At 69.4% G+C, this 13,189-nt stretch carries 10 protein-coding genes; all 10 read right to left on the bottom strand.

Features of this window, described 5'->3' with window-relative positions; translation table 11 throughout:
- Positions 1-3 precede the first annotated feature (3 nt).
- Positions 4-801: an HAD family acid phosphatase gene (locus tag AC5P09_RS35345; RefSeq protein WP_493877801.1), complete on the bottom strand. Its 798-nt coding sequence runs from the start codon at positions 799-801 to the stop codon at positions 4-6.
- Between the two features lie 100 nt (positions 802-901).
- Positions 902-2,017, bottom strand: coding sequence for a right-handed parallel beta-helix repeat-containing protein (locus tag AC5P09_RS35340; protein ID WP_493877800.1), 1,116 nt, complete (start codon positions 2,015-2,017; stop codon positions 902-904).
- Positions 2,018-2,056: 39 nt separating this feature from the next.
- Positions 2,057-3,211, bottom strand: a complete 1,155-nt coding sequence (locus AC5P09_RS35335) for a dienelactone hydrolase family protein (protein ID WP_493877799.1) — start codon at positions 3,209-3,211, stop codon at positions 2,057-2,059.
- Positions 3,204-4,457: a pectate lyase family protein gene (locus AC5P09_RS35330; protein WP_493877798.1), complete on the bottom strand. Its 1,254-nt coding sequence runs from the start codon at positions 4,455-4,457 to the stop codon at positions 3,204-3,206. Before AC5P09_RS35330 ends, AC5P09_RS35335 begins: the two co-directional genes overlap by 8 nt.
- 4 nt (positions 4,458-4,461) lie before the next feature.
- Complete coding sequence (locus tag AC5P09_RS35325; protein WP_493877797.1) at positions 4,462-5,493, bottom strand: pectinesterase family protein; 1,032 nt, start codon at positions 5,491-5,493, stop codon at positions 4,462-4,464.
- Entirely contained in the window at positions 5,493-6,677 is a 1,185-nt protein-coding gene (locus AC5P09_RS35320) for a pectinesterase family protein (RefSeq protein ID WP_493877796.1), read from the bottom strand. Before AC5P09_RS35320 ends, AC5P09_RS35325 begins: the two co-directional genes overlap by 1 nt.
- Positions 6,678-7,466: 789 nt before the next feature.
- Positions 7,467-8,780, bottom strand: coding sequence for a pectate lyase family protein (locus tag AC5P09_RS35315; protein ID WP_493877795.1), 1,314 nt, complete (start codon positions 8,778-8,780; stop codon positions 7,467-7,469).
- A gap of 31 nt (positions 8,781-8,811) precedes the next feature.
- Positions 8,812-9,609 carry a rhamnogalacturonan acetylesterase gene (locus tag AC5P09_RS35310; RefSeq protein ID WP_493877794.1) on the bottom strand — a complete coding sequence of 266 codons (798 nt, stop codon included), beginning with the start codon at positions 9,607-9,609 and terminating at the stop codon, positions 8,812-8,814.
- A 173-nt stretch (positions 9,610-9,782) separates the two neighbouring features.
- Positions 9,783-11,132 (bottom strand): ABC transporter substrate-binding protein, encoded by a 1,350-nt coding sequence (locus AC5P09_RS35305; RefSeq protein WP_493877793.1) that lies wholly within the window; start codon positions 11,130-11,132, stop codon positions 9,783-9,785.
- A 69-nt stretch (positions 11,133-11,201) separates the two neighbouring features.
- A complete protein-coding gene (locus AC5P09_RS35300; RefSeq protein ID WP_493877792.1) occupies positions 11,202-13,187 on the bottom strand; it encodes a pectinesterase family protein in 1,986 nt (661 codons plus the stop codon).
- Positions 13,188-13,189 lie beyond the last annotated feature (2 nt).

The raw sequence follows: 13,189 nt of genomic DNA, 5'->3' as shown, positions 1-13,189 counted from the left end.
GCCTCAGCTGACGAAGTACGTCGGGTTCGGCAGCTTGTACGTCCGGTCGGCGTAACCGCCGTCGAGGTCCGAGTACTGGTCGCCGAAGTTGGCGATGATGTCGAACCCGAGGTCCTTCTCGATGTGCGCTCGGGTGCCGGACTTGTACTGCACGGTGGTGCAGGTCCAGGTGCCCGGCGTGGCACAACCGCTCAGGTAGGACGGCGGGTTGGCCGTGTTCTTGAGGAACATGTGGTCGGCGTCGAGGTTGATGTCGGCGCCGACCTTCTTCAGGTTCTCGACGGCGGCCGAGCGCTGGGCCTCACTGAGGCCCGAGTTGTAGAAGACCTCGACGCCCTTCTTCTCGGCGTACCGCACGAGTTCGGGGCTGCCGAAGACGGCCGGACGGTCGGCCTTGCTGACGTAGGCCGCCCAACTGGCCGAGTTGTAGCCGTAGTTGTTGCGCTTCTCGTAGTCGAGGCTGAGCAGCAGGGTGTCGTCGATGTCGAAGACGACCGCGGGCTTCTCGCCCTTGTGCAGCGCCTTGCGGGCCGCCTGGTCGATGTGCTTCCTGGCGGCGGCGTCGATGCGCGCGAGGTCCTTGGCGTACGGGCTGTCCGGGGACGCCTGGTAGACGCCGTTCGCGTCGAGCGTGGTGCCGTAATAGGTGTCGATGTCCTTGACCAGAAGCCCGATGTTGTAGGGCTCGTGCGTCGAGTTGGCCGTGGACTGACCGGCGGTGGCCGCACCGGCGCCGTACAGGACGGCACCGGTGACGGCACAGGCGGCGGCGACGGCAGCGATACGCAGTGGCTTATGCATGACACAGGTTTCTACGCGCGTCACCCCCGTGGGCGCGAGACCCTTTGCCCGATCGAGATCACTTCCACGGGCAAAAATCAGGTCAAGCGCCCCGGGCGGGTCAGTTCATCGTCGCGCCGATGGTGGTCGAGCCCGTCGTCAGGAACGTCGTGGCGGGCAGGGTGCCGCTCGAACTGCGGGCGTTGTACGTGCTGCTCGCGTCCGTCGACCTGAAGGCGGGCGTCGAGATGCCGCTGTCCCAGTTGTTGCCGGAGGAGGCCACCGAGGAGCTCTTGCTCACCGATCCGCCGCCGTTGCTCACGGCGAGGTTCTTGCCGAGCTTGGCCGCGCCGGTGGCGAAGTAGTAGCCCCACTTGGCGTTGGCATAGGCGGTGGTGCGGTTGATGACGATGGCGCCCTTGTTGGAGTTCTCGGTGAAGCCGTTGCCGGCGTTGTCCCAGGCGGCCGAGTTGTTGATGACGTGCGCGACCACCTCGCCGTCGCCGCCCAGCTTGTAGCCGTTGCCGTCACCCGCGAAGGCGGAGTCCGACCAGCGGTTCTTGCCGTTGCCCATGGCCCAGGTGTGCTCGACGGTGACCGGCGAGGAGAAGGACCAGAAGTCCAGGCCGTCGTCGGAGTTGTTGTAGAGGCGGGCGCCGGTGATGAGGTTGCCGGTGCCGGAGCCGAACTTCACGGCGATGCCGTCGGCGTTCTCGCCGTGGGTGGCGGCGTCGTAGTGGCCGTAACTGTCGATGTTCTTCACGGTGTTGTTGACCGTGCCGTCGCCGGTGAGCGTGAAACCGGAGTCGCCGCCGTTGATGGTCTTGATGTTGTTCCAGTTGGTGCCGGTGCACGACTGGCAGACGACCGCGCTGTCCGGGGAGTTCTGGAAGGTCAGGTTGGAGACGTTCCAGTAGTCCGCGGTGAGCTTGAAGATCCAGCCGCCCGCGGGTAGCGAGGACCCGTCGATCTTCACCGTCTCCGAGCCGTACGCGGTGAGCGTGACCGGCGCCGACGAGGTGCCGTTGGCCGTGGACTGGAGCGTGGCCGTCGGGTAGTAGGTGCCGCCGCGGACCTGGATGACGGTGCCGGCGGTGGCGTTCTTGATGGCGTTGGACAGGTCGGTCGAGTTGCTGACCACCACGGTCGCGGCCTGGGCCTGGGTGGGGAGCAGGGCGAGGCCGGCGCCGAGGGCGAGGGCCGTGCCGAGGGTGGTGAGAGCGGTACGACGAGTCATGGAGTGCGGGTCCTTTGACGTCGCTGGGATGGGGAGTGGTTACAGGACGCGGTCCAGCCAGGTGAAGACCTCGTCCTGCATGCGGTCGACGAAGGCATGGCCGAGGTCGGGCCAGGTCTTGAGGTGCAACCGCTCCTCGGCGTGGCGCGAACGCCAGACGGCGCGCAGCTTGTCGTGGGCCGCCCGGACGCCGTCGGCGGGGAAGAGGGTGTCCAGGGCGCCGCTGAAGAAGAGCATCGGCCGGGGTGCGGCGATGCCCGCCACGTCGGGGAAGTCGAGGAACCGGGGAAGCCCGGGGTGGAGCATGTAGTACGACGACTGCCCGCGCAGCGTGTTGTTGCCGGGCACCATCATTTCCCTCAGCCCGGTCATCCAGCACACGCTCGCCGCGGCGGCGATGTCGTCGCTGAGCGCCGCGGTCTGCCAGGCGCGGTAGGCGCCCATGGAGAACCCGACGGCCGCGACCCGGCGTGCGTCCACCCGGTCGAGACCGGCCAGGAAGGCGGCGGCGCGGGCGTCCTCGCGGGCCATGAGTCCGGCGAGGGAGGAGCCGAGGTTGTAGAAGTTGGAGGCGAGGGCCTGCTGCTGCTCGTAGGCGAGAGGGCCGCGGTCGCTCCAGCCGAGCGCGTCCAGGCACAGGACGACGTAGCCGCGCCGGGCCAGTTCGTCGCCGAGGAAGCGTCCGCTGAAGTACTTGTCCGCCCACGCCTGCGCGGAGGCGAGGCGCGTGTCGTCGTACCAGGGCCGGACGAGTTTCTCCTTCCCGATGTCGAACCTGGCTCCGTGGTCGTGGAGGAGGAGAACGGCGGGGAAGGGTCCGGTGCCGTGCGGGGTGAGCAGAGTGCCGCGGACACGCTCGTACGAGGTGAGGGAGAGGTCCACCAACTCTCTTGTGTATCCCTCTCCTTGGGGTCCTTCGGTGAACTCCGGGGCGTACGGCGTCCCGTCCTGCCGGCCGACGAGGAGGTGCTCCTCGACCTTGGCACGGGCGGCGCGGCGCCAGGCCTTGAAGTCGCGGACGGGTGAGGTGCCCCAGGCGAGCGGGAAGCGCAGGTCGTCCTTCAGCGCCGGGTAGAAGTCGGGGAGGTTGCCGCCGACGAGCTCGGCGGCCTGTGCGGGACCGGGTGTACCGCCGAGGAACGCCGCCGCGGTGGCTCCCGCGACGAAGGTCCGGCGACCGAACGGCTCACTCATACTGCCTCCCGGTGCCTGCGTGACGCAGGACGTAGTGCTCGACCGCGGACGGGGACCTGAGGGGCCGGTAGTCGTAGACGTCGGCGGGGTCCCAGCCGACCTCGCCGGTGAGGCCGAGGCCGCTCGCCACGGCGTCGAGGCGGGCCGGGCGGCCGTTGAACCAGGAGCCGGTGTCGCGGAAGTGCTCGCCGCCGTAGTTCGCGACCGCCAGCGCCGGGTTGCCGCGCGGGTACACGAAGACGTTGCGCTCGGAGAAGATCGCGGACTCCAGGCCGGCACCGAGCGCGTACAGGGTGTCGGCGGCCCGGCCCCGGTAGACGTTGTTGACGACGTGCACCTGCCCGAAGCGGACGCGGGGGCCGCGCTGCACGATGTCGGTGAAGAGGTTGCGCACGAAGGTGACCTTGAGATGCCCGCGGTCCCGGTCGCCGCGCCCGTCGCCGGACCCGATGAGGATCGCCTTGTCGTGGTCGATGAACCGGCTGTCGGACACCGTGACGAAGTCGGAGCCGTCCTCGATGTCGAAGAGGCCGTCGTGCCGCTGGACGTGCTCCCCGTGGAAGCCGAGGGGTGCCTTGCGGTCCGGGAAGCGGCCGTCGGTGAAGGTGCAGTGGTCGACCCAGATGTTCTTGCCGGTGATCACGGTCATCGCGTCGAAGCGGGCGTTCCAGCTGCCCTGCGTCCCGTCGCCCGGCGACCAGCTGGTGAAGTGGTCGACGGGCGCTTCCAGGTGCAGGTTCCGGACGATGATGTTCGTGCCGGTGTTGACGGTCAGGAAGACGCCGAGGAGCCGGGCGGTACCGCCCACGCCGACCAGGGTGGTGTTGCTCGGCACGGTCAGCTGGATCTGCGCCTTTTCCCTGTTCGATCCGTTCTGCCTGAGCGTGCGCTGCTGCTTGCAGTAGTCGTATCGGGTGTCGGACCAGACAGCTCCGTCCTCGCCGAAGCAGGACATGTACTTCCCGAGGTCGTACCCGGGCGCGTAGTCCTGCTCGCCGAGCAGCGAACCGTCCGCCGCCTCATGGCCGTCGATGTCCCCGACGACCCGGATCACCTTGGGTGCGGTGGGCTCGCCTTCGTTGGCCAGGGCCTCCTTCAGCTCGGCGCGGGTGTGCACCGTCCAGGTCGTGCCGCCCGCGCCGCCGGTGGTGCCCGTGCCGGTGGAGGCCCAGCCGACAGGTGCGCGGTCGGCGGCGGAGGCCGTCGTCGGCACGAGCAGGAACGCGCAGGCAAGGAGAGCTGTCACGGCCCTACGCACGGGGCCTCCAGTCGCCGAGGTAGGCCGACTTGGTGTGCGTCTCGGCCTCTTCGCCGGTCAGTTGGGGCCGGTTCTCCGGCACCGTGACGGCCGCGCCCGGGCCCGTGTTGCGGTACTCCCGGAACCGCATGGTCTGCCAGGGATAGGCCTCGCGCATGTTGGTGTACGGCGCCACCGCGTCGATCCCCGGACCGATCCGGCTGTCCCTCACGACGAGGGAGGGCCAGGCGGTCGTCTCGTACGACGGCACCCACGGCCGTGCCAGCTTGTACGCCCCGTCCTCGGCGGCTGAGGTGATCCGGGAGCGGACGGCGAGGATGCCGTGCGGGTTGGCGCGGGCGGTGGACGGGGCGAAGACCATGCCCTTCGGGGTGAAGGCCACGTCCCGTCGCAGCGTGCGGAAGTGGCAGTCCTCGAACACCGCGGTCGCCCGGCCGAAGACGAAGTCGACGTCGCCTTCGATGTAGCAGCGGTGGAAGTACTGCCGGTCGAAGACGTCCAGCGCGCTCGTCTCGACGAAGAGGATGTCCTGGTGGGCCAGGAGGCGGACGTTCTCGAAGTGGGTGCGGTCGCCGTACGTGTACGCCGCCACCGCCTGCGTTCCGGTGATCTCGGGGTGGTCGGCGCGCAGCCAGTCGTTGGCGAGGGTGAGGTCGCGGACGGTCAGCCCGGGGGCCGCCGAGGTGAAGGTGGCGGAGCCCGCGGTGCCGTACGTGCCCGAACCGTCCGGCTTCTGCGTGCCGTTCGCGTTGTCGTACACGATGACGACGTCACGCGGATCGCGGGTGGCGCCGCGCAGGGTCAACTCCGCTTTGGTGGCAGGGACGTCGACGACCTCTCGGTAGATGCCCGGGTGCACGACGATCGTCCAGCCCGGGCCGGTCACCGCGTCGACGGCTTCCTGGACGGAGTCGCCGGGGCGGACGTGCAGGACGCGGCGGCCGACGGCGAGGGCGGGACCGGCACCGGCACCGGCCGCCACCAGCCCCCCAGCGATGCCCGTCAGGAGCGTGCGCCTGCGCATCAGCGCTCCCCCTGCCACGGCGTCCAGTCACCGAGGTAGGCCGCACGTGTCGCCGACTCGGCCTGCTCGTCGGTGAGTTGGGGACGATGGGCGGGCACCGTGATCTCCGCGCCCGGTCCTGTGTTGCGGTACTCGGCGAACCGCTGGTTCTGCCAGGGGAAGGCGTCCGACATGTTGGTGTAGGGCGCGACCGCGTCGATGCCCGGGCCGATCCAGGTGTTCCGCACGGTGAGCGACGGGCGGGCGGTCGTGTCCGAGCTGGGCACCCAGGGGCGGGCCAGCTTGTAGTACGCGTCCGGGGCCGCGCTGCTGATCCGGCTGCGGAGCACCAGGTAGCCGAGCGGGTTGGCGCCCGCCGTGGAGGGTGCGAAGACGAAGCCGTACGGGGCGGAGGACAGGTCGGTGCGGTTCAGGGTGCGGAAGTGGCAGTTCTCGTAGACCGCCGTGCCCCGGCCGAAGACGAAGTCGACGTCGCCCTCGACGTAGCAGTGCGCGTAGTACTGGCGGGCGAAGACGGACAAGGCGAAGGAGTCGGCGTACAGGGTGTCCTGGTGGCCGAGGAAACGGCAGTGGTGGAAGGCCGAGCGATCGCCGAGGACCTTGATGGCGACGGCCTGAGTGCCGGTGATCTCGGGGTGGTCGGCGCGCAGCCAGTCGTTGGCGAAGGTGATCCAGCGGGCGGTGAAGCCGTCGGTGCGGATCAGGGTGGTGGCGGAGCCGGTGGTGCCGTAGGTGCCGGAGCCGTCGGGCTTCTTCGTGCCGGCCGCGTTGTCGTAGACGATGACGACGTCGCACGGGTTCTCGCTCGCGCCGATCCAGGTCATCTCGGCGGCAGCCTCGGTGCGCTGCCCGGTGGCGGGGTCGACGACACCGGCGGACACGGTCTCGCGGTACACGCCGGGCGCGATGACCAGGGTGTGTCCGGCGGTGGTGGCGGCCCGCACGGCGGCCTGGACGGTGGTGTGGTCGCCGCGGCCCCGCCGGTCGACGTACAGGGTCTTCGGGGTGAGGCGGGCGGCCGGTGACCCGTACCGGCCGAACGGGCGGGACCGGGCGGTGGCCTCGGCGGGCGCAGGCGCGGCCTCGGCGGGCAGGGCCGCCAGCCCGAGCGCGGCGCCCGCTCCGGCGCTCACCATCAGGAAACCCCTTCTGGACAGGGGGAGTTGGAGGTGGGGCGAGGACATGCGAGGGCTCCTTGGATGTGCGGCTCGGCAGGGTGGTTCGGTGCGGTGCGGTGCGGTGCTTCCTCGCGTGGGGGCGTGCGGGGGCCGGGGCGGGCGCCCCCCTGATCGGGGTGCGGTGCGGTCCCGCCCCGGCCGACCCGGCGGGCGGCCTCGGCGCAGCCGGCCGGCACCAAGACTCCGGCGTACGTCGGCGCACACCGCTACGCCACTCCGCGGTGCGTCGGCGCAGCCGGCCGGCGCCCGCGCGGTGGTCGACCGCGCGGAGGTCGACCGCGCGGAGGTCGACCGCGCGGTGCGGTCCCGGCCCCGCCCGGCGAGTGACCTCGGCCCAGCCGGCCGGCGCTACGACGGTCCGGTGCGCGTCAGCGCAGCCAGCCGGCGCCCCGCGCGGAGGTCGACCGCACGGTGCGGTCCCGCCCCGCCCGGCCCGGCGGGCGGCCTCGTTGCAGCCGGCCGGCGCCAAGACTCCGGCGTACGTCGGCGCAGACCGCTACGCCACTCCGGTGCGCTTCAGCGCAGCCAGCCGACGCCCGCGCGGTGATCGACCACGCGATGCGGTTCCGCCCCGGCCGACCCGGCGGGCGGCCTCGGCGCAGCCGGCCGGCACCAAGACTCCGGCGTACGTCGGCGCAGACCGCTACGCCACTCCGGTGCGCTTCAGCGCAGCCGACCGGCGCCCGCGCGCTGATCGACCGCACGGTGCGGTCCCGGCCCCGCCCGGCCCGGCGGGCGGCCTCGGCGCAGCCGGCCGGCGCTACGACGGTCCGGTGTGCGCCGCTCCGGTGTACGTCAGCGCAGGCGGCCGGCGCCCGCGCGGTGGTCGACGATCCCCGGGACCGCCCTGGGCGAGTCGACCTTGGTGCGCAGGGTCGGCGTCCAGCCGGCGCCGGACCGCAGGGTCTCGGCGGGGATCTCCGCGTTGTGCACGGCGATCAGGTCGGTCAGCTTGCCGTTGACGTGGTTGTTCTCGGCGGTCAGCGGCGAGTCGTTCCACCTCTTCAGGACCTTGCCGACGCCGGCGCCGGCCGGCAGCGAGATCGCGTTGTGGGTGGCGTGGAGCTGTGAGGAGAGGCCGACACCGAAGATGTAGTAGTCGGACTTCTGTTCCTCGGACACCACGTAGTGGTTGTTGTAGACGTCGACCTGTCCGAACCGCACACGCGGGGAGCGCTGGAGGATCCCGTCGAAGAGGTTGTGGTGCATGGTGACCTTGAGCTTGCCGGAGTCGAGGGCGGCGGTGCTGTCGCTGTTGCCGATCAGCATGTTCTTGTCGTGGTCCTGGAAGCGGTTCCAGGACACGGTCACGTGGTTGGAGCCGCGCACGATGTCCGTCAGCCCGTCGTGCTGCTGGAAGACCTTGCCGAAGTAGGACGGCCGCTCGCTGTCGGGGTAGCGCCCGTCGGTGAACGTGTTGTGGTCGATCCACACGTGGTCGGTGCCGTAGACGACCACGGCGTCGTACTCGGAGTTCCAGTTGCCGGTGTTGTTGTCGTCGGTCGGGTCCCACTTCGGGAAGCAGTCGAGCGGGGCCTCGATGGTGAGGTTGCGCAGGATGACGTTGGAGACACCCTTGATCTGGAGGCTGCCGCCGAGGATGCCGGAGTTCCTGCCGACGCCGACGATGGTGGTGTTGCTGGGGATGTTGGCCTTGATGGCCGTGTCCTGGTTGGCGGCGGACGCGACCCGCGCGTCCTCCTGCGGACCGCTGGCCACCTCGTCGTTGCCCCAGACGGCCGGGTCGTAGTCCTTCAGGTACTGCTGGAGGTCGTAGCCGCCGGTGGCGAAGGCCTCGCAGCCCTCCGCGACGGCGTCGATCATCCCCTTCACCTTGATGATCTTGGGTGCGGTGCCGCCGGCCTTCAGGGCGGCCTTGAACTCCGCCCAACTGCTGACGGTGTAGACGTGCTCGGCGTCCGCGGCCGAACCGCCGGTCGTCCCCGCCCCCTCGGAGCCCCAGCCGTCGTTCGCCCCGAGGACCTGGCGGCCGAGGTCACGGGACCCGGCCTGGGCGGTGGTGCCGGTGACACCGAGGACGAGCGCGGTGCAGCCGATCAGTACGACGGCCTTCGTGGTGACATGCCCATGCCATACACGTGTGTTCATGGTGCGGCTCTCTTCTCTGAGGTCGGGGTGGTTACGCGGTGGCCGTCGGCCAGGTGATCCAGGACTCCGGGATCTCCGCGTCGAGCCGACGCACGTCCTGGGGCGCCAGCACCCGGTGGTGCAGCAGCTCGGCGGCGACCAGCCGGGCCACCGCGATCGCGCCCGGCGGGTTGAAGTGCGTGTTGTCCTGCTCGGTCGCGGTCCAGTTGAAGTACTTCTTCGTCTCCTCGACACCGAGCTTCTGCCACAGCGCGAGCGACAGGGCCTGGAGATCGAGCAGCGCCACGCGCTCCTCCTCCGCGAGCGCACGCATCGCCGCCGGATAGTCGCCGTGACTCGGCACGGCGTTGCCGCCCGCGTCGAACCTGCGACGCTCGACGGCCGTGGCGAGCACGGGCCGGGCACCACGGGCCCGGGCACCCTCGATGTACAGGCGCAGATAGTCCTGGTACGTCGTCCAGGGCTCGGTGTAACGCGTGGGGTCCGTGGTCTTCTCGTCGTTGTGCGCGAACTGGACGAGCAGGAAGTCCCCGGGCCGGATCGCGGAGAGAATGACGTCGAGCCGTCCCTCGTCGACGAAGCTCTTCGAACTGCGCCCGTTCACCGCGTGATTGGCGACGGGCCGATCCCTGTGCAGGAAGAACGGAATCGCCATGCCCCACCCGGTCTCCGGGGCGGCGTCCGAGTATTTCTGGGCGGCGGTGGAGTCACCGGCGATATAGAGGGTCCGAGTACGGCGGCCCGAGGCCTGCGCGGTACCGGTCGCGGCAAGAGCGAGAGGAGCGGCGGCCAGGGCCGCGGTGGTGACCTGTCTGCGGGTGAGCGACACGACGATGTGCCTTTCTCGACGGTCTTACGAGATAGCGGTGCCTTCCAAAGTGGGGGGTAACCCCGCGCCCCCGAAGGGGCGCGGGGCTGTGCCCTATATGCGGCAACCGCCGCGTGGGCGCGACCAGCCACAACAAACCCGCAGCCGGCCGTAAAACCGAACCAGCCGAGCTCTTAGCCCTTCTGCTCCGTCCACTCCGCCTGAGCCGTGTTCAACTGCTCCGCCAGCGTGTCCAGGAAGTCCTTCTCACTCATCTTCCCGAGCAGCACCTTCTGGAAGTTCGGCTCGTTGTCCGACTTCGAGATCGTGCCCCAGTCAGGCAGGTAGTACGGCAGCTGAACAATGGTCGTGGAACCGTCACTCAGCGCCTCGGCCGCCAGCTTCGTGGGCTCCGCCTTCGAAACCCACGCATCCTTCGCGGCGTCGTTGTTCGCCGGCACCTGACCGGCCGACTCGTTGAACTTCGAGTTCTCCTCGTGCGAGGTGGCGAACTCGATGAACTTCCAGGCTGCTTCCTTGTTCTTGGAGGTCTTGAACAGTCCGAGCCCGTCAACGGGGTTGGACACCTGGACCCGCTTGCCGGAGGGCCCGATCGGCTGCGGAATACCGCGGAACTTGTCGATGCCGAACGCCTTCACGTGATCCTGGTAGGAGCCCAGGTTGTGGTTCAGCATTCCGATCGTGCCGGAATCCCACTGGGCGACCATCTTGGTGAAGTCGTTGTTGAGGTCGGCGGCCGGAGTGGTCTTCTTGAAGAGGGCCGTGTACTTCTCCAGCGCCGCCACGTTCTTCGGGTCGTTGACCGTGGTCTTCGCCCCGCTCGCGTCCCAGAAGGACGTGATGCCGGACTGCCCGTACATCGCGTCCAGCGCCTGGGCGATGGAACCGGCGCCACCGCGGATGGTGTAGCCGAACTCGTTCTTGCTCGCGGCCGTGAGCTTGTCCGCGGCCTCGTAGAACTTGTCCCAGGTGGTCGGCGCGTCCAGCCCCGCCTGCTCGAACAGGTCGGTGCGGTAGTAGAGGACACCGTTGTTGGCGGAGGTCGGGATCGAGTACAGGGTGCCGTCACCGCCGCCGGCCGCCTTCAGCGACTTGACCATGTCCTCGTTGAGCTTGCCGTTGAGGGAGGACTTGGCGAGACGGTCGTCCAGCGGGTCCAGCGCGTTCTGCGCGGAGATCGCCGCGATCATGGCCGCGCCGACACCGCCGACGTCCGGCAGGCCGCCGCCCTGGATGGCGGTGTCGACCTTGGACTGGTACTCGGTGGAGGCGATCCCGACGTACTCGACGTCGATGTCCGGGTTCGCCTTCTCGAAGTCGGCGATGATCTCCTTCCAGATGTCGGTGCGGACACCGCCGTTGTTGTCCCAGAAGAGGACCTTGCCCTTGCCGCTGCCCTCGGCGCCCTTGTCACCGCCGGCGCCGCCGCCGTCGTCACCACAGGCGGTGGCGGTCAGCGCGAGCACGGAGCCCAGGGCGACGGCCATGGCCGCGCGCCTGCTTCTACGGATGCTGATCTTCATTGGTCGGCTCTCTTCTTCTGGATCCAGCGGAGATGTGAAGTTGTGGGGGTCAGTGGTCACCGTGTGAGGTCAGCGGCGGGCGTGCGGAGCCCAGTTGTCCGTGCCCTTGAGGTAGTTCGCGACGGTGTGCGTCTTCGCGTCGGCGTCGCTCATCTGCGGCCGGTCCGCGGTGACACCCGCTCCCGGCCCGTAGGTCCGGTACTCGGCGAACCGGGCGTCCTTCCACGAGAACCCGCTCATGTCGGTCCACGGCGAGGCCTTGATCGCGGCGGGCAACTCGGTGTCACGGAACAGCACTTGGGCGATGGCGTTCGGTTCCCCGCCCGGGTGCCAGGGCCGGCCGAGGTGGAAGCTGCCGGCGGGGGCGTCACTCACGACCTTCGACTTCGTGATCAGGAACCCGTACGGGTTGCCCGTCCATGTCGAAGCCGCCGTGATGTAGCCGTTGTTGGTGGCGGAACCCCGGCTGAGCGCCTTGATGACGGACCGCTCGATGACGGTGGTCGCGCGTCCGTAGACGAAGTCGACATCGCCCTCGATGTACGAGTCGCGGATGTAGACGCGGCTGATCACGTCCAGCTTGGGGCTGTCGGTCATCAGGGTGTCCTGGTTGCCCAGGAAGGCGGTGTCCTCGAAGACGATCCGGTCGCCGGTCGTCTTCATGGCGAGGGCCTGCTCGCCGCTGAGCTCGTGCGCGGCCTCGTCGAAGTCGTTGCTGAAGGTGAGGTTGCGGGCCGTGACGTCGTTCGCGGCGATCCGTACGGTCGCGCTCCCGGTGGAGCCGCCGTACGCGGCGGGCGTGTCGTAGACGATGACGGCGTCGGACCGGTCCTGTCCAGTCCCCTGCAACACGATGTTCGGCTTCGTCGCGGGGACGAAGACCTTCGCCCGGTACGTGCCCGGCGCGATGGCGATCGTCACCGGCACGGCGTTGCCGTCGGGCACGGCGTCGACGGCGGCCTGCACGGTCGGGTGGTCGGCCGGGACCTGGAGCGTGACGCCGATCTGCTTCTGCGGGCCGGAGAACCTCTTCACCAGCGCGGGCACGGCGGCCGCCGGGTCCAGCCGGTAGTCGTAGAAGTCACGGGGATCGAAGGCGGTGCCCCACTCGTCGTGCCGGCCGGTCGTGTTCTTCAGGATCGACCCGCGCTCCACCAACTCCGCGGTGGCATCGGCCTGGTGGGGGTGCTGGACGCCGTCGAAGTAGCTGTTCTCGAGGACCATCCTGGTCCTGCCGCGCGCCCAGTTGCCGTACGTCCACACCGGGTCGCCGTCGGCCACCTGCGCCGACAGGTAGTTGTTGTAGAGGTGGGCGTAGGCGCAGTTGTCGGCAGACGGGTTGCGCTGCTTCGTGCCCGTGAACCAGTTGTGGTCGATGGTGATCTGCGTCAGCGCGTTCGAGGTCCAGCCGATCCCTAGCGCCTTGTTGTGGTTGCTGAACTGGTTGTAGGAGACGGTGATGTACTGGCTGTCCTTGCGGATGTCGAGCAGCCCGTCGCCCATGTGCGCGAAGCGGTTGTGGTCGATCCACACGTGGTCGACGGTGTCCATCTGGATCGCGTCGAAGTCGGTCGTCTTGCCGTCCCAGTCGCCCTCGACGTAGGAGTCACGGATCGTCAGGTTCCGGATGATGACGTTGCTCGTGCCGGGGTTCAGATGGAGCTCGCCGTGGACGATCTCGCCGGTGTCGCCGACGCCGATGATCGTCTTGTTCGAGGTCACGACGATGTCCGAGCCGAACGGCTCGACGGCTATCGCCCCCGAGACCCTGATGACGTACGGCTCTTCGGCCGCCGCGTACTTCTCCAGCGAGGCCTGGTCGGTGACGGTCACCACCTTGCCGCCCGCCCCGCCGGTCGTGCCGCCGGCGAGGGAGGCGAAACCGTGGGCCCGGTCGGTCCAGCGGTCGGCTGGCACCGAAGCGGCCGAGGACGGGGCTGCGGCCTTCGCCTCGCCGACCGCCCCGAGAGACAGGGCGGCCACCAGACCGATCACGGCGGCCACGACTCTGCCGTGACCCGGTCTCGGCAAGCGCTTGCTATGGAGGTGCGTCATTG

The sequence above is a fragment of the Streptomyces sp. a15 genome (genome assembly GCF_059026085.1).
This window is presented reverse-complemented; position numbering and strand designations above follow the sequence as displayed.

Coding starts and splice junctions, on each gene's coding strand:
- AC5P09_RS35325 (WP_493877797.1), bottom strand. CDS start 5,493: ATGCGCAGGCGCACGCTCCTGACGGGCATCGCTGGGGGGCTGGTGGCG.
- AC5P09_RS35340 (WP_493877800.1), bottom strand. CDS start 2,017: ATGACTCGTCGTACCGCTCTCACCACCCTCGGCACGGCCCTCGCCCTC.
- AC5P09_RS35320 (WP_493877796.1), bottom strand. CDS start 6,677: ATGTCCTCGCCCCACCTCCAACTCCCCCTGTCCAGAAGGGGTTTCCTG.
- AC5P09_RS35315 (WP_493877795.1), bottom strand. CDS start 8,780: ATGAACACACGTGTATGGCATGGGCATGTCACCACGAAGGCCGTCGTA.
- AC5P09_RS35300 (WP_493877792.1), bottom strand. CDS start 13,187: ATGACGCACCTCCATAGCAAGCGCTTGCCGAGACCGGGTCACGGCAGA.
- AC5P09_RS35305 (WP_493877793.1), bottom strand. CDS start 11,132: ATGAAGATCAGCATCCGTAGAAGCAGGCGCGCGGCCATGGCCGTCGCC.
- AC5P09_RS35335 (WP_493877799.1), bottom strand. CDS start 3,211: ATGAGTGAGCCGTTCGGTCGCCGGACCTTCGTCGCGGGAGCCACCGCG.
- AC5P09_RS35345 (WP_493877801.1), bottom strand. CDS start 801: ATGCATAAGCCACTGCGTATCGCTGCCGTCGCCGCCGCCTGTGCCGTC.